16 protein-coding genes are annotated in these 16492 nt (G+C 64.2%); 11 read left to right on the top strand and 5 right to left on the bottom strand.

Annotation, left to right across the window (positions count from 1 at the left end):
- The first annotated feature begins 6 nt into the window (after positions 1-6).
- Positions 7-1500, top strand: coding sequence for a carboxylesterase family protein (locus tag OWC48_RS28570; RefSeq protein ID WP_282522984.1), 1494 nt, complete (start codon positions 7-9; stop codon positions 1498-1500).
- A gap of 50 nt (positions 1501-1550) precedes the next feature.
- On the opposite strand, the gene OWC48_RS28565 is transcribed toward OWC48_RS28570, so the two are convergent.
- Positions 1551-2435, bottom strand: coding sequence for an NmrA family NAD(P)-binding protein (locus OWC48_RS28565; RefSeq protein WP_282522983.1), 885 nt, complete (start codon positions 2433-2435; stop codon positions 1551-1553).
- Between the two features lie 79 nt (positions 2436-2514).
- Here OWC48_RS28565 and OWC48_RS28560 point away from each other — a divergent pair, with 79 nt between their 5' ends.
- Positions 2515-3126 (top strand): TetR/AcrR family transcriptional regulator, encoded by a 612-nt coding sequence (locus OWC48_RS28560; protein ID WP_282522982.1) that lies wholly within the window; start codon positions 2515-2517, stop codon positions 3124-3126.
- A 69-nt stretch (positions 3127-3195) separates the two neighbouring features.
- Here the strand turns inward: OWC48_RS28560 and OWC48_RS28555 are convergent, their stop codons facing one another.
- Positions 3196-4893, bottom strand: coding sequence for a GMC oxidoreductase (locus OWC48_RS28555; RefSeq protein ID WP_282522981.1), 1698 nt, complete (start codon positions 4891-4893; stop codon positions 3196-3198).
- 261 nt (positions 4894-5154) lie between these two features.
- On the opposite strand from OWC48_RS28555, the gene OWC48_RS28550 reads away from it, so the two are divergent.
- Positions 5155-5901, top strand: a complete 747-nt coding sequence (locus OWC48_RS28550; RefSeq protein ID WP_282522980.1) for a metallophosphoesterase — start codon at positions 5155-5157, stop codon at positions 5899-5901.
- 113 nt (positions 5902-6014) lie between these two features.
- On the opposite strand, the gene OWC48_RS28545 is transcribed toward OWC48_RS28550, so the two are convergent.
- The gene (locus tag OWC48_RS28545) at positions 6015-6848 is read right to left on the bottom strand and encodes a transporter substrate-binding domain-containing protein (protein WP_282522979.1); all 834 of its coding nucleotides are present in this window, start codon (positions 6846-6848) and stop codon (positions 6015-6017) included.
- A gap of 108 nt (positions 6849-6956) precedes the next feature.
- Between OWC48_RS28545 and OWC48_RS28540 the strand changes: the two genes are divergently transcribed.
- The 8 genes from OWC48_RS28540 to OWC48_RS28505 all read left to right on the top strand — a co-directional run bounded on the left by OWC48_RS28540 (position 6957) and on the right by OWC48_RS28505 (position 14813).
- Entirely contained in the window at positions 6957-7874 is a 918-nt protein-coding gene (locus OWC48_RS28540) for an NAD(P)-dependent oxidoreductase (protein ID WP_282522978.1), read from the top strand.
- A 147-nt stretch (positions 7875-8021) separates the two neighbouring features.
- Positions 8022-9683, top strand: coding sequence for a thiamine pyrophosphate-binding protein (locus tag OWC48_RS28535; RefSeq protein WP_282522977.1), 1662 nt, complete (start codon positions 8022-8024; stop codon positions 9681-9683).
- A 3-nt stretch (positions 9684-9686) separates the two neighbouring features.
- Positions 9687-10952, top strand: coding sequence for an FAD-binding oxidoreductase (locus OWC48_RS28530; protein WP_282522976.1), 1266 nt, complete (start codon positions 9687-9689; stop codon positions 10950-10952).
- A gap of 9 nt (positions 10953-10961) precedes the next feature.
- Entirely contained in the window at positions 10962-11705 is a 744-nt protein-coding gene (locus OWC48_RS28525) for an aspartate/glutamate racemase family protein (RefSeq protein ID WP_282522975.1), read from the top strand.
- Positions 11706-11813: 108 nt separating this feature from the next.
- Positions 11814-12518 carry a GntR family transcriptional regulator gene (locus OWC48_RS28520; protein ID WP_282522974.1) on the top strand — a complete coding sequence of 235 codons (705 nt, stop codon included), beginning with the start codon at positions 11814-11816 and terminating at the stop codon, positions 12516-12518.
- Positions 12519-12843: 325 nt separating this feature from the next.
- Positions 12844-13386, top strand: coding sequence for a thiamine pyrophosphate-binding protein (locus OWC48_RS28515; RefSeq protein ID WP_282522973.1), 543 nt, complete (start codon positions 12844-12846; stop codon positions 13384-13386).
- The gene (locus tag OWC48_RS28510; RefSeq protein ID WP_282522972.1) at positions 13386-13976 is read left to right on the top strand and encodes a thiamine pyrophosphate-dependent enzyme; all 591 of its coding nucleotides are present in this window, start codon (positions 13386-13388) and stop codon (positions 13974-13976) included. Before OWC48_RS28515 ends, OWC48_RS28510 begins: the two co-directional genes overlap by 1 nt.
- 57 nt (positions 13977-14033) lie before the next feature.
- Positions 14034-14813, top strand: coding sequence for an SDR family NAD(P)-dependent oxidoreductase (locus OWC48_RS28505; protein WP_282522971.1), 780 nt, complete (start codon positions 14034-14036; stop codon positions 14811-14813).
- Between the two features lie 5 nt (positions 14814-14818).
- Here the strand turns inward: OWC48_RS28505 and OWC48_RS28500 are convergent, their stop codons facing one another.
- Positions 14819-15646, bottom strand: coding sequence for a carbohydrate ABC transporter permease (locus tag OWC48_RS28500; RefSeq protein WP_254140142.1), 828 nt, complete (start codon positions 15644-15646; stop codon positions 14819-14821).
- The gene (locus OWC48_RS28495) at positions 15643-16491 is read right to left on the bottom strand and encodes a carbohydrate ABC transporter permease (protein WP_028156517.1); all 849 of its coding nucleotides are present in this window, start codon (positions 16489-16491) and stop codon (positions 15643-15645) included. Before OWC48_RS28495 ends, OWC48_RS28500 begins: the two co-directional genes overlap by 4 nt.
- Between the last annotated feature and the right edge of the window lies 1 nt (position 16492).

Raw genomic sequence — 16492 nt, 5'->3', positions numbered from 1 at the left:
AGTCGCATGTTGACCAATGCAGTTCCGACCACGAGCGGACCGATCGTCGGCGCCGAGCAGAACGGCCTACGAGCATTCAAGGGCGTACCGTTCGCAATCGCGCGGCGCTTTGCCAGGGCGACACCGCCGCTCGCGTGGACCGAGCCGCGCCGCTGCACGGACTACGGCGCCTACGCGCCGCAGCCCGGCCATCTCGATCATGCTGACGAGGAATCCTGTCTCAGCCTGAACATCTGGGCGCCGGCGGCGGATCACCCGCTGCCGGTCAATTTCTTCATCCATGGCGGCGCCTTCGTCACCGGCGGCGGCGCCGACTATGACGGTTCCTTCCTCGCCGCCCACGGCCCAGCCGTCATTGTCACCATCAACTACCGGCTCGGGCCGCTCGGTTTCCTGCAACTGCATCGCTACGGCCTTGCCGAAGCCAACAACCTCGCGCTCCAGGATACGCTCGCAGCGCTCAATTGGGTCCGTGCCAACATCGCGAACTTCGGCGGCGATCCGGATGCGATTACGCTGTCGGGACAATCTGCCGGCGCCTCCATGGTGATAGCGCTCGCAACCCTGCCGCAGGCAAGAGGCAAGTTTATTCGTGCGCTCGCGCTGAGTACGCCCGGGCGCAACATCATGAGTGCGGGTCACGCAGATGATGTCGCGCGCCACGTGCTCGAGGAGCTCGAGCTTGTGCCCGATCCCAGCGCGATTGCGTCCGTGCCGCTGCCAACGCTGTTTGCGGCGGCAGAGCGCGTTGGACGCAGGCTCGCGGACGAGACGGACGCAGGCACCGTGTTCGGTCCGGTGCTCGACGGCACGGTCATCCCGCGCGAGCCGCGCGACGTCTTCGCCGACGGAACTTTGCGCAACATTCCGCTCTGGCTCGGCTCCTGCCGCGACGAGATGGTGATGTTCCTGAAGAGCAAGCCGCCGGCGGCGATGATCCGCACCACCGAGCGGCAGGTGCGCGCTGCGTTCGACTATGCCGGCTGGTGCCGACTGCTATCCTATTACCGCGCCACCGCGCGCCTTGACGAGGATCCGTACGAGGCGCTGCTGTCGGATGCGTTCTGGCATCGCCCCATGGCCGATCTCGCGCGGCTTCATGCTGCGGCAGGCGGCGCGGTGTGGTTGAGCCGGTTCGATCATCGCCCGGCCCTGGAGCCGTTCCTGTCGCAGGGACCGACCCATGGCGCGGACAATGCCTGCCTGTGGGCGCATCTGCCTGATTTCATTGATCGGCCGATCCTCAAGCGCAAGGGCGGCCCGATGACGCCTGATGACATCGATGTCGCCGCGCGGTTTCAGGCGAGCGTCTTGCGCTTCGTCACGACCGGCATGCCGGATGTCGTGCAAGCCTGGCCGCGGTTCGAGCCGGGAAATGAGCCGCTCGCGATCTTCGGCCAGCCGTTTCACATCGTGCCGCTCAACGACGGCGCGCGCTTCCGCGTGTGGGCGGAGCTATCGGCGCGGTCCGGTGGGGTGCAAGCTATGACTGCGATGTAGCAAGGCGGCACCATGAGATCAGACCCTATGATGCGTCGCCTCGGTTTCAGCTATTTTCGAAACACCGAGATGTTGTCGCTCAGCCAATCGGTTACCGGGCGCGGAGCGTGGCCCGTCAACTCGCGAACAGTCGACGTGGTTTCTGCGAGGACCGATTCGTAGAAAAGGCGATCCAGACCGAGCAGTAGGTCGGCGACAAATTCGGTGAGCCCGGACGCCAATAGCTTCTCACGCTGCTCCGCGGGGCTTCGGTGCTGATATGTGACGACTCGTCCAAGCAATCTGGACACTTCACTTGCTATCTCAGGCATGCTGACCGCGGCTGGCCCGGTCAGGTGATAGGCGCGCTGGGAAGTTGCGTGCGCGTCGTCGAGAAGGACTGCGAAAGCCGAGTCCGCCACATCGCGTGTGTCGATCAGGTTGACCAATCCATCGCCGGCTGCCCCGCCCCATGCGTCATTGGCAACTGGAGCGCCAGCCCGCGCCAGGATATCGACGAAACTCGATGGCCGCAAAACCGTGAAGCCTACGTCGCAGGTCGCAAGATGCGCCTCAATTTGCGTATGCCAGTCGAACGGATGCAGCCGAGACGGTGGTCCCAACACAGACAATTTGACGATGTGGCCTACGCCGGCGGCCACGGCTGCGTCGATCAGCGCAATTTCGTTGGCGACTTGCCGGGGGGACGTGCCGTGGGCGAGGAACAGACGGTCAGCTCCGCGCAGCGCGTTGTCCAAAGTCGATCGCGCATCGAAGTCCACGGTCGCCAGCGAAACTCCGGACGGCAGACGTCCAGCATCCGACGTGCGGGTCAATGCCACAATCTCAACCGGTTCCGTGAACAGTTTCGAAATCAAGGCGGAGCCGACGCGACCTGTGGCTCCCGCCACCGCAATGCGCGTGCGGCCAGCGCCACGCTGGGAGGGGTTGAACATCCGGATAACCTTCCGTATCTTGGAACGATCAGTTCAAGATACTTGGAACGATCGTTCCATGATGTCAAGTGGGAATGGCATGAGTGGAAAACCCCAATTCGATGACGATGCCGTGATCAATTCCGCGATGGATGTGTTCTGGCGTCACGGCTATTCGGCTTCGTCGATCGATCAACTGACGACGGCGATGGGCCTGTCGCGGTCGAGTATGTACAAGCGATTTCAAGACAAGGACGGGCTATTCGAAGAGGTCCTTTCGGCTTACATCGAGCGCGTCGAGCGGCGCATGAGCGCCGTTCGAGCCGACACGAAGCGCCAACAGCTCGAAGCGTTGTTGCACGAATTCCTGCCCAGAGGAGGCAAGACGGCGCGGCCCGCGGGATGCATGCTGACCCGATCGTGCGCTGAGATGGTCGATCTGCCTCCGGCGGGCCAGTCGGTCGCGCGGCAGGGACTTATGCGGCAGCGCGCGATCCTCGGCAGCATTTTACGCGAGGCGGTTGCAAGTGGAGAATTGGCGGCGACGGCGGACATCGACGGATTAGCGTGGCACTACCTTGGTGTGTTGCAGGCGATAATGAATTTGCCGCAAGCCGGCGCGACGGTTGGCGAGCTTCGCCGCGTCGTAGAACTTGCAATGTTGGCATGGCCATTCGTCCCAACTGCCGCCGCCACCCAACGTACGGTCTGACGTGGACGTTCGCTCGTATCGCTGTGGGGCGCCAAGCCTCGGGTGCATCGGGGCAATAGCGGATAGCGCTCACTGCACCATTGCCGCAGCGATCTTCTCCGCCGACATCAGCACCGGAAAATTGGTGTTGGCGCATGGCACCACGGGGAAGATCGAGGCGTCGACGACGCGCAGGCCCTGGATGCCTTTGACGCGGCCCTGGCTATCGACCACCGCCATCGGATCGTCGGCCCGGCCCATGCGGCATGAGCACGAGGCGTGCCACACCCCGATGGTCGCCTTGCGGACGAAGGCTTCCAGCGCATCGTCGTCGTTCATCACCTGGTCGAAGGTGAAACCTTCGACGACGAAATTGTCGATCAGGTAGTGGCGTAGCGCCGCCGGCCCGTCCATCAAGGTCGCGGCGATCTTGGTCAGGATCCTGTTTTTGGTATTGACCACGCCGATCTTGCGCACCTTGTCCGTATAGGCGGCCGGAAACGGCTTGTCCGTCACCGCCTTGACCAAGTCGCTCATCTGCACGGCCGCCATCTTGCGGAAGCCGCTCATCAGACGATCGAGGTCGCGGCGGTCGGACAGCAGATTGAACTCGACGATCGGCTCGGCGGCGGGATCGCGCGAGGCGAGCTTGACCTGTCCGGTCTCGGAATAGGTCTTGTTGACGAAGGTCAGCAGCGAGCCGATCTGCTCGCCGACCGCGTGCCAGGCCGATTTGCTGAGCAGGACGACGAACATGTCGCCCTTCGGTACGCCCGACAGCCCGGATGAATAACGCAGGCCAAGCTGCATGTGGCGCCTAGTGTGCTCGTTCATGCGCGCGCCGCGGCGGACAAAGGACGACAGCGAAATCGAGGGATGATCCATCAGGCGCTGGCCGACGCCTGCCAGTCCCATCAGGACCGGAATGCCCATATCCTTGAGATGACCGACCGGGCCGATGCCGCCGCGCAGGAGATGCGCCGGCGAATGGATCGCGCCGCTGGAGAGGATGATCTCGCGGCCGCGGAATTCCTGTTCCCGTCCGTCGACCATCGCCTTCACGCCGACGCATTGCGTGCCTTCGAACAGCAGCTCTCTCACCTGCGTGTTGGTGGAGATGGTGAGATTGGCGCGCTTGCGCGTGTCACGATCGAGATAGCCCATCGCGGCCGAGACGCGTTGCTCGGCCTGATTGGAATGCGTCACCGGAAAATAGCCGTCGACGAACTCGCCGTTCTGGTCAGGCACGAACTGATGGCCGGCCTGCTGGAAGGCGTCGGCGAACGCCTGCGAATGCCGCGTCCAGTGTTCACGCGGAATTCTGCGTACCGGAATTCGGCCGTCCTTGCCGTGGTACGGCCCGTCGAAATCGAGGTCGCGCTCGACCTTCTTGAAGAAGGGCAGCACGTCGTTCCAGCTCCAGCCGTCGGCGCCCCGCGCGTCCCATTCATCGTAGTCGGTCGGTGCGCCGCGGTTGGCCATCTGGCCGTTGATCGACGAGCCGCCGCCCAGCACGCGCGCCTGCTCGTATTTGCGTAAAGGAGGACGCGCTTCGTTCGGATTGTTGTGGCTGACGATCTGGGTCGTGACCTTGAGTTCGGTCCAATGGAAGCGGGGATCGAAATAGGCCGTGCCCGGATAGCTGTCCCTGATCTCGGCGGGCTCGTTGCCGGGCGGTGTGTCCTGTCCGGCCTCGCACAGCAGGACCTTGTTGGCGCTCTTTGCGGAGAGCCGGTGGGCCAGCACGGACCCCGCCGAGCCGCCGCCGACGATAATGAAGTCGTACACGATTGGCATTTCCTCTTGGTCTTGTCCGGGAAACGTAGCGCGTTATTTTCCCGAGGTCACGTCGGCATTGCCGCGACAGTTCGTAACTCGCGTCGCTTGCCTGGCAACCACGATCGTGTAATTCTTCTGCCAGCGCCGATTTGATCCTCAGCTTGCGGGCGCTTCTACAAATGCAGCTAAAGAGACGTAGCTAAACAAACTAGCCAGAACTGCATCCCCGCATAGCGCGAACAATCGGCCATTCCGAATGGGAGGGGCCAAATGAGATTTGCTGCCATCGCGGACGTGCATGGGAATCGTTCGGCACTTGAAGCCGTTCTTGCGGACATCGCCACGGCCGGCATCGACGAGGTCGTGAACCTCGGTGACCACGTCAGTGGCCCGCTCGAGGCAGCCAAGACCGCGGACCTGTTGATGGCGCGGGGCTTTCCGTCGATACGGGGCGATCAGGATCGAATCCTCGTCGAGCTCTGGCAGGCCGGCGGCTCCGCTCGCAGCGATTTCCGTGAGCTCGCGCGCAAGCATTTCGAGTGGATGGCAAGCATGCCGTCCACGCTCACGTATAAGGGACGGGTGTTCCTGTGCCATGGATCGCCAAGGGATGACGCAGCTTTCTGGCTCGACCACATCGCCGACGACGGCTGCCCGCGTCCGAGCGGCATCGACGCGATCGAGGCTGAAGCTGAGGGGATCGACGCTGAGATCATCCTGTGCGCCCACACGCATATTCCGCGCGTGGTGCGTTTGAGGGATGGACGGCTGGTCGTGAATCCCGGCAGCGTCGGCTTGCCCGGCTATGACGGGAAAGTGCCCGTTCCCTACGTGGTCGAGGTCGGCACGCCTCATGCGTGCTACGCGATCCTGGAGCATGCCGGCGCAGGCTGGTCCGCGACGATCCGCTACGTGCCCTACGACACCGCGGCCATGGCCGCACTGGCGCGCAACAAAGGCATGTTCATTTGGGCGAGCGCGATTGCGACGGGTTGGGTGCAAGGAGAGGGCGGCTAGGCTTGCTGCCATGCTGCCTCATGCGTGTTGCAGCGTGCGCGAGCCAACGCTTAGCGGCCGCAACCGGCGTCTCAGGCCCGTTTCATCAAGGGTTCGGGCGACGCAGCCTGGGATCAGAACTGCACTTCGCCGGGAATGTCGTCGGCGCTGAGGCCGACCGCTTCGAAACCCTTCAGCATCCATTCGCGGGTCTGACCCAGCGAGCGGTTGTAGTCGGCCCAGGCGCTGAGGAAATCCTTGTAGCGCCGGTCGCCTTCGGCGCGGATGCCCATGTTGGTCGGAAGCGTGAGCAGCGGCCGCGGCACCGCGAGATCGCCGAGCGTCGGATTCTTCTTCAAGGTCGCGATCGACAGCACCGCCAGCGAGATGTTGCAGTCCGCGCGTCCGGTTGCGACGGCGAGGATCGCCTCGTTGCGCTCCTTGAAGCCGAGGATCGTCGCCTTCGGGCAATAGCGGCGCGCGATGGTCTCATGGGTCGAGCCGATGTCGACGGCGATCTTGACCTCCGGCTTGTTGAGCTCGGCCCAGGTCTGCGGCTTGGCAAAACCCTTCTTGGTGATGACGGTGAAGGAGTGCACCAGGATCGGCGTCGAGAAGTCGATGACCAGCGAGCGTTCCGGCGTCGGATTCACGGCGAAGGCGAGGTCGACCTTGTCCGCCTGGAGATCCAGGATCTGGTTGCCCCAAGTCGATTCCAACGTCTCGACCTTGGCGCCGAGCTTGCCGGCGATGTCGTTCGCCATGTCGATGCAGGCGCCCGACCATTGATTGGTGGTGAGGTCCTTGTGGAAATAGGGATCCTGGCCGGCGATCACGGCGATCCGCAGCACGCCGCTCTTCTTGATCCGCTCGAGCGTGGAGCCGGATGGGGTGTCGGCCTTGGCCGAACCGGTTGCCATCGCGGCACCGGCGAGGGCGACAGTGGCGAGTGCATCCCTGCGATTCATGGCAGTTCTCCTGGGGAGGCTGGACATTAAACCCGGCGTCTGGACTATTTCTGTATTCAGTTTAAAATGCAATACGGTATTTTTAATTCCAAGAGGACAGACAGGCCCGTGCGCGCCCTTTTCGTCGACGCCAACGACACCCTTGCCGCAGTGACCGAAAAGCTGCTGCGCGCGGAAAACCTCCCGGTCAGCGTGAACCGTAATCCCGCCATCTCGCCAGACGACCTGCCGCGCCTTCTCGATGGTGTGGAGATCATGATCGTCGACCACACCGCGGTGCCGACGGCGATTGCCGCCAGGTGCGCGACGCTGAAGCATGTCGTCTTCCTCGGCACCGGCGCGCGCAGCTACATGAATCCCGAGGAGCTCGCCGACCGCGGCATCTCGGTTCACACCATCAAGGGCTACGGCGACACCGCGGTCGCCGAATGCGCGATTGCATTGATGTGGGCCTCAGCAAAAAGCTTTGGCGAGATGGATCGTGGCATGCGCGAGGGCAACTGGCTGCGCCGCGACGCTGTCCAGCTCACGGGCAAGACGCTTGGCCTGATCGGCTTCGGCGGCATCGCCGCGGAAGCCGCGCGGATGGCGGCGGGCTGCGGCATGAAGGTGATCGCCTGGAACAGGACGCCGAAGACGCATCCGGGCGTCGAGTTCGTTCCGCTGGAGAAGCTGCTCGCGGATAGCCACGTCGTCTCGCTGCATCTGTTGCTCAACGACGAGACCAAGGGTTTTCTGTCACGCGAACGCATCGCGCAGATGCGTCCCGGCAGCATCCTAATCAACACCGCGCGCGGCGCCGTGGTCGACGAGGACGCGATGCTCGACGCGCTCCACGCGGGCCACATTGCGCATGCCGGCCTCGACGTCTTCACCGTCGAGCCGCTGCCGGCGGGCCATCCGCTCACGAAGCTGCCGAACGTGACGCTGTCGGCGCATTCGGCGTTCCGTACGCCGGAGGCGAGCGACAACCTGATCGGCGCGGCGCTCGATCATTGCCGCCGCATCATCGCGGCGGGCCGGTAGTGCAATCATCGAAGCCGGGCATGATGCCTGCGCAGGAGACGGCAGGCCTTTCGCACTTGCGCCCCCTGTCGGCCTGTCCTACGCCACCTCGGAACAAAACTTGCGCGAAGCCGTGATGCGCATCGCCAAAGCCTGCAGGGAGCCGTCATGACCATTCGCAACACCCGCACCGGGGGCCAGATCCTGATCGATCAGCTCGTCGCCCAAGGCGTCGAGCGCGTCACCTGCGTGCCGGGCGAGAGCTACCTCGCGGCGCTCGATGCGCTGCATGACAGCCCGATCGACGTCGTGATCTGCCGCGCCGAAGGCGGTGCTGCGATGATGGCGGAAGCCTATGGCAAGCTGACCGGCCGTCCCGGAATCTGCTTCGTCACCCGCGGCCCCGGCGCCACCAATGCCAGCCACGGCGTCCACATCGCGATGCAGGATTCGACGCCGATGATCCTGTTCGTCGGACAGGTCGACACCGGCATGCGCGAGCGCGAGGCGTTCCAGGAGCTCGACTACAAGGCGGTGTTCGGCACCATGGCCAAGTGGGCGGTCGAGATCGATCGCCCCGATCGCATTCCGGAGCTGGTCGCGCGCGCCTTCCGGGTCGCGATGCAGGGCCGTCCGGGTCCCGTGGTGATCGCGCTGCCGGAGAACATGCTGACCGAAACCGCGGCCGTTGCGGACGCCATGCGCATCGAGCCGGCCGTGAGCTGGCCCGCGCCTGCTGATATCGAGCGCGTCGGCGCCATGCTCGCGAGCGCCAAGGCGCCGCTGGTCATCCTCGGCGGCTCGCGCTGGACGGATGAGGCGACCAGGAGCATCGCGCGCTTTGCCGAGCGGTTCGACCTGCCGGTCGCGACCTCGTTCCGCCGGGCCTCGCTGATCGACGCCGATCATTCGCATTATGCCGGCGATCTCGGCATCGGGCCGAGCCCGGGCCTGAAGGCGCGTATCGATGGCGCCGACGTCATTCTCCTCATCGGCGGCCGCATGTCGGAGATGCCGTCCTCGTCCTACACGCTGCTCGACATTCCGACCCCGCAGCAGAAGCTGATCCACGTTCACCCGGGCTCCGAAGAGCTCGGCCGCATCTATCAGCCGGCGCTCGCGATCCAGGCGACGCCCGCCGCGTTCGCCGCCGCAGTCGAGACGCTGAAGCCCGCTGGCGCCGTTGCCTGGAAGGGCGAGGCCGCCAAGGCGCATGCCGATTACCTCGCCTGGACCGATAAGGCGCGTGAGTTGCCGGGCACGTTCCAGTACGGCCAGGTCATGACCTGGCTGCGCGACCGCCTGCCGAAGGACGCGATCGTCTGCAACGGCGCCGGCAATTACGCCGGCTGGATCCACCGTCATCACCGCTTCCACAGCTTTGCCGCCCAGCTCGCGCCGACCTCGGGCTCGATGGGCTATGGCGTGCCGGCGGCGGTGCTCGCAAAACGGCAATATCCGGATCGCGTCGTCGTCGCCTTTGCAGGTGATGGCTGCTTCCTGATGAACGGCCAGGAATTCGCGACCGCCGTGCAGTACGATGCGCCGCTCGTGGTCATCGTCGTCGACAATTCGCAATACGGCACCATCCGCATGCACCAGGAGCGTGACTACCCCGGCCGCGTCGTCGGAACCCAGCTCAAGAACCCCGACTTCGCGATGTATGCGAAGGCGTTCGGCGGCCATGGCGAGCGCGTCGAGCGCACCGAAGAGTTCGCGCCGGCCTTCGAGCGCGCACTGGCCTCGGGCAAGCCGTCGATCCTCCACTGCATCATCGATTCCAGGGCGATCTCGGTCGGCAAGGATTTTGTGCCGACAGTGAAGGCCTAAGCGATGTCGGAGGGCCGCCACGTCGCCATCATCGGAGCCGGCGCGATCGGCGTGATCAGCGCCATCGAGGCGCTACGCGAGGGTCATCGCGTCACGCTGATCGACGCGGCCGAGCCCGGTGGCGAACAGGCGGCGAGCTATGGCAATGCCGGCTGGCTCTCCTCGCATTCGGTGATTCCGCCGGCCGAGCCGGGCCTCTGGAAGAAGGTGCCGGGTTATCTGATGGACCCGCTCGGCCCGCTCGCGATCCGCTGGTCTTACTTGCCGAAGGCGCTGCCCTGGCTGATCAAGTATTTGCTCTCGGGCTGGACCGAGGCACGGGTCGAGAAGACGGCGTTTGCGCTGCGCGATCTGCTGAAGGACGCGCCGTTGCTGCACAAGAAGCTCGCGGAAGAAGCGGGCGTGCCTGAGTTGGTCGAGCGCAACGGCGTGATGCACGTATTCCCGTCGCGCGGCAATTTCGACAGCAATCTCGGCTGGCGCCTGCGCAAGAAGGTCGGCGTCGAATGGCTGGAGCTGAACGCCGACGAGATGCGTCAGCGCGAGCCGGATCTGCATCCGCGCTACACGTTTGGCGTGGTGGTGGAGGAAGCCGGCCGCTGCCGCGATCCCGGCGCTTACGTTGCGGCGCTGGCCCAGCACGCGCTCGCGAGCGGTGCCAAGCTCGTTCATGCCAGGGCGACCGGTCTGAAGCTTTCAGGCAACAAGCTCGTTGCCGTTCTCACCGAAACCGGTGAGATTGCTTGCGATGCCGCGGTGGTCTCCGCCGGCGCGCGGTCAAAGCAGCTCACCGCATCGGTCGGCGATCCCTTGCCGCTCGAGACCGAGCGCGGCTATCACGTCATGATCGAGAACCCGGAATCGGGTCCGCGCAGCTCGATGATGGCGTCCGACGTCAGCATGGTGGTGAACTGGACCGACAAGGGCCTGCGCGCCGCCGGCACGGTCGAGATCGCCGGCCTCGAGGCCGCGCCGAACTGGAAGCGCGCCGAGATCCTGCGCAACAACCTGTTCAGCATGTTCCCGAAACTGCCGAAGGACATTCCGCCCTCGCGCATCAAGACCTGGTTCGGTCATCGGCCGAGCATGCCGGATGGGCTGCCCTGCATCGGCCATGCGCGCGCCTCGCGCGATATCGTCTACGCCTTCGGCCACGGCCATGTCGGCCTGGTCGGATCGGCCCGCACCGGCCGTCTCGTCGCGCAGCTCCTGAGCGGCAAGCAGCCGGAGATTCCGCTTGCGCCGTTCGCGCCCACTCGCTTCCTCTGAGAACGCACCATGACCTATCCAGCCAACTCGTCCTCTCGCATCGCCCGCGGCGGCAAGGCCATCTATGGCGCGCCGCTCGGCATCTTGATGCTGGAAGCGCGCTTTCCCCGCATTCCCGGCGACATGGGCAACGGCGCGACCTGGCCGTTCCCCGTGCTCTATCGTGTGGTGAGCGGCGCGTCGCCGGAGAAGGTGGTGCTGAAGGGCGCCGCCGGCCTGCTGCCTGACTTCATCGATGCGGCCAAGGACCTGGTCCGGTTGGGCGCGGAAGCCATCACCACCAATTGCGGCTTCCTCTCGCTGTTCCAGAAGGAGATCGCAGCCGCCGTCGGCGTTCCCGTTGCGACCTCGTCGCTGATGCAGGTGCCGTGGGTGCAGGCGACCTTGCCGCCGGGCAAACGCGTCGGCCTCGTCACGGTGTCAGGCTCGACCTTGACGCCGGCCCATCTCGAAGGCGCCGGCGTGCCGCTCGATACGCCACTGGTCGGTACCGAGCATGGCAAGGAATTCTTTCGCGTCCTGATCAAGGCCGAGAAGGACGACATGGATGTGGCTCAGGCCGAGCGTGACGTGGTCGAGGCGGGCATGGAGCTGGTCGCGAAGAACCCCGATGTCGGCGCCATCGTGCTCGAATGCACCAACATGCCGCCTTATGCGGCAGCTTTGCAGGCTGAAGTTGGACTGCCGGTCTACGACATCTATTCCATGATCACCTGGTTTCATGCTGGACTGCGCCCGCGCGCGTTTGCCTGAGTCCGGCTGTCGCAAAGCTCTGCACAAGATGTGCTAAGCAGCTGTTTGGATTGCAATCGTCCATACAGCCCCGGTATATTGGGCTGTGTTCGGGCATGAATGCAGCTGATGAAGAGTAACGTGGAACTGGCTTCCGATAGTATCGTCGATCGCGTCTATGAACAGCTCAAGGCGATGGCCGTGAGCTATGAGTTCAAGCCGGGCGAACGGCTCAACGAGGGCGAACTGGCAAAGCGCCTCGGCGTCAGCCGCACGCCGCTGCGCGAAGCGCTCAACCGTCTCAACACCGAAGGCTTCCTGCGCTTCACGCCGGGCAAGGGCTTCTTCTGCCGCGAGCTCGACGCCCACGAGATCTTCGATCTCTACGAGCTGCGCAAATCGATCGAGGTCGCCTCGATCCGCCTCGCCATCAAGCGCGCTGGGGATGAGGACATCGACGCGCTCCTGAAATTCCTCGAAGCCACCGGTCCCGATCCCGGCGAGCGTTCGTCGGTGGAGCTGGTCGAACTCGACGAGACCTTTCACGAGCGGCTGATGGGGATGTCGAACAACGCCGAGATGCTGCGCGTGCTGCGCAACGTCAACGCCCGCATCCGCTTCGTGCGCTGGATCGACATGGACCGCATCAACCGCTCCAACACCCAGGCTGAGCACCGCGCAGTCGTCGAAGGATTGAAGGCGCGCGACGAAGAGGCCTGCGTCTCGGTGCTGGAGAAGCACATCGACCGCCGGCTGGATCGCATCACGTCGGCGATCAAGGAAGGCTACGCGCAGATTTACATGCCGGCCGCGCCAAGGTCTGCGGCGAATTGAGGTCTTCTTCCTTCTCCCCTCATGTCCGCCGAAGCCTTGGCGAAGGCGGATGTGGGAGAAGGTGGCGCGAAGCGCCGGATGAGAGGTATCTCTCGGCGCATACCGATGCGCATGAGTGCGCGGAGGCAACCCCTCACCCAAGTGAATTCTTGTCAACCTGCGGTGGTGCCCTCTCCCACGAGGGGAGAGGGCGCAGCAATGCGCATCGTTCGCGCTGAACTCGCTGGCAGCTATATAATCCTTCAATACCTGATCGTGCCAGACGGTCAGAGCCGTCGCGCGGAATAATCGCTAGCGTCCGCTCGAATTTCATGGAGACCTCGCGGTGCATAGTCCTCAACCCAATCCCGAAACGCGCAGCAGCGACGACTGGCCGTCCGAGCTCTATCGTATCCTCAAAGCCGCCGACGTCAGGCAGATGTCCTACGTGCCCGATGCCGGCCATAGCCAGCTCATCCGCATGTTCTCGGCCGACCGCGACGTCACCACCAACGTGCTGACGACGGAAGAGGAGGGCATCGCGATCGCCGCCGGCGCCTGGCTCGGTGGCCAGCGCAGCGTGCTGCTGATGCAGTCGAGCGGGGTCGGCAATTGCATCAACATGCTGTCGCTGTCGGCGATCGGGCGCTTTCCGCTGCTGATGCTGGTGACGATGCGCGGCGAATGGGCCGAGTTCAATCCGTGGCAGGTGCCGATGAGCCGGGCGACGCAGCCGTCGCTGGAAGCGATCGGGCTGAAAGTGATGCGCGCGGAGACGCCGGAAGATCTGGTCGAGACCGTCGAATCGGCGTCGTCGCTCGCCTACGATTCCGATCAGCAGATCGCGGTTCTGATCGGGCAACGCCTGATCGGCAAGAAGAAGTGGTGATGCCAATGCAAGCTCAACTCGATCGTCGCGTCGCTGTCGCCGCGCTCCTAGAGGACCGCAAGGACACGCTGGTCGTCTCCGGTCTCGGCTCGCCCACCTACGACCTGCATTCCGTGGAGGATCACGACGGCAATTTCTATCTCTGGGGCGCGATGGGCGGCGCCGCGCTGATCGCTCTTGGGCTCGCGCAAGCCCAGCCGGCAAAGCGCGTCCTCGCCTTGACTGGCGATGGCGAGCAATTGATGGGGCTCGGCGGCATCGCCACCATCGGCGTCGCGCGTCCGCGCAACCTCGACATCGTCGTGATCGACAACCAGCATTTTGGCGAGACCGGCATGCAGGCGAGCCACACCGGCCGCGGCGTCGATCTCACGGCAATTGCCGTCGCCTGCGGCTTTGCCGCAACCGCGACCGTGCGGACGCTCGAGGAGGTGCAACGCCTCGCCGCAGAGATCGCCGGGCCGTCCGATGGCCCGCGGCTTTTTGTCGTCAAGGTTCTGGCCGAAAATCCGCCGCGTTCGCTGCCTTCGCGCGATGCCGTCTTTATCAAGAACCGGTTCCGTGCTCATCTCGGCTTCGCGGCGGCTTGAACCGGGGTCTTCTCCGGGATAGCTCGCTGCCCAAGCAGCTATCCTGGAGTGAGACCCATGAAACTATCCGGCAAGGTCGCCGTCATCACCGGCGCGGCGCGCGGTATAGGCAAGGCGTGCGCAAAGCGATTCCTCGAGGACGGCGTCAAGGTCGTCATCTCGGACGTCGATACGGATGAGCTCGAGAAGACGGTCAACGAGCTGGGCAAGCCCAAGGAATTGTATGCCGTGCCATGTCACGTCGCGCGGCGTGCGGATGTCGATCGTGCGGTGGCGACCGCGGTCAGAGAATTCGGCCGGCTCGACATCATGGTCAACAATGCCGGCGTCGCCCGCAACCGCGACATCCTGGAGATTTCCGAAGAGGAATTCGACGAAATCATCGGCATCAATCTGAAGGGCGCGTTCTTCGGCGTGCAGGCGGCGGCCAAGCAGATGATCGCGCAGGGCGGCGGCGGGGTCATCATCAACATGTCCTCGGTGAACGCGCTGCTGGCGATCCCGACGCTTGCGACCTACGCCATCTCCAAGGGCGGCATGAAGCAGCTGACCTCGGTCGCCGCCGTCGCGCTCGCCCCGCACAACATCCGCGTCGTCGCGGTCGGGCCCGGCACGATCCTGACCGACATGGTGGCGTCGTCCATCTACACCTCGGAGGATGCCCGCAAGACCGTGATGTCACGCACGCCGGCTGGCCGTGGTGGTGAGCCGAGCGAGGTGGCGTCCGTCGTCGCGTTCCTCGCCAGCGACGATGCGTCCTATATCACGGGGCAGACGATCTATCCGGATGGTGGCCGGTTGATCCTGAACTACACGGTGCCGGTGAAGGAGAAGTAGGGATCTTACGACTTCACCGCGCCCGAGGTCATGCCGTCGATGAACTGGCGCTGCAGCAGCACGAAGATCACGACGATCGGCAGCACGATGGTCACGGCGGCGGCGAGCATCTCGCCCCAGTCGGTCGAATACTGGCCGGTGAGATTGTAGAAGCGCACGATCGCGGTGACGTTGCTGTCGTTTTGCAGGAACGTCACGGCGATGACGAACTCGTTCCAGGCATTCAGGCCGACGATGATGGCAACCGTGAGCAATCCCGGCCGCATCATCGGCAGGATCACGTAGAAGAACGTTTGCCACGGCTTTGCGCCGTCGACTTGCGCGGCCTCCTCCAGCGCGACGGGGATCGCCAGCGCATAGGTGCGCAGCAGGAAGATCGCGAACGGCGAGAACATCGCGGTGTAGATCAGCGCCACGGCCGGGATCGAATTGACGAGGCCGAGCTTCGCGAAGATGAAATACAGCGGGTAGAGGTATAGCTGCACGGGCACGGTGATCGTGGCCATGAAGTAGAAGGTGATGAAGCGCCAGAATTTGCCTTTCTGGCGCGCCAGCACATAGGCGCAGGGCGTCGCGGTGACGCAGACCATCACGATGGTCAGGATCGCGATCTCGGCGCTGTGCAGCAGGCTGGGGCCGAGCTGGGCATTGCGCCAGGCCGAGGAGAAATTCTCCCAGTGCAACTGGGTCGGTAACGCCAGTGGATTGCTGCCGATCTCGACCGTCGTCTTCAGCGCGTTCATGACGGCGAGCACGATCGGCAGCAGCGAGCTGAACGATGCGACGCCGATCAGCCCAAGGGCGAACGTCCTGCTCCAGCGATCCCCGATCATGTCGATTGCGCGTCGTCGGTGATCTGGAGCCAGAGATAGACGGCAGTGGCGCACAGGCCGAACAGGCTCATGACGCAGGCGGCCGCCGCGGCCTGGCCGACATCGCCCTCGAAGAAGGCGTGGCGATAGGCAAACGTCGCCAGCACCTCGCTGCCATAGGCCGGCCCGCCGCGGGTGACGATGAAGATGAACTCGAACACCTGGAACGACCAGATCACGGTGAGGATCAGCATGAGAGTAAGTGTTGGGCGGATACCCGGGATCAGCACGTAGCGGAACAGCGCGAAGAAGCCGGCGCCATCAAGTCGCGCCGCCTCGATCTGGTCAACGCTGATCTGCCGCATCGCCGACAGGAACACGACGGCGAGAAAGCCCCACCAGTGCCAGATGTCCACCGCCGCGACCGCGTAAAGCGAACGGTCGGGATCCGCGAGGGGGTCGGAGATCGAAAAGCCGTGTTCGTTGAGCCAGGCGACGATTCCGGTCGCGGGGCTGAAGATCATGCCTTGGAAGATGCGTCCGGTGACCGCGACCGCGATGATGCGCGGTAGGAAGATGATCGACTGAACGACGATGCGCGCCTTCGGCGCCATCAGCAGCGCCGCGGCCATGACCAGCGCGAGGCAGACCGGAACGGTGAGAAAGATCGCGGTCCAGATGAAGTTGTTGGTCAACGCGGACCAGAACACGGGATCGGCGGCCATGTTCTGGAAATTGGCCAGTCCCGCCCACATCGGCGTACCCACACCATCCCAGATGAAGAACGCAGCCGTGAATGTCAGCACGGCGGGCACCAGGATGATGCAGATATTGATCAGCAGCGCCGGGAGCGCGAACAGCCACATC

Source organism: Bradyrhizobium sp. Arg816 (assembly GCF_029989365.1).
Classification (GTDB): domain Bacteria; phylum Pseudomonadota; class Alphaproteobacteria; order Rhizobiales; family Xanthobacteraceae; genus Bradyrhizobium.
The sequence above is the reverse complement of the archived record's forward strand: the minus strand, read 5'-3'. Positions and strand labels throughout refer to the sequence as shown.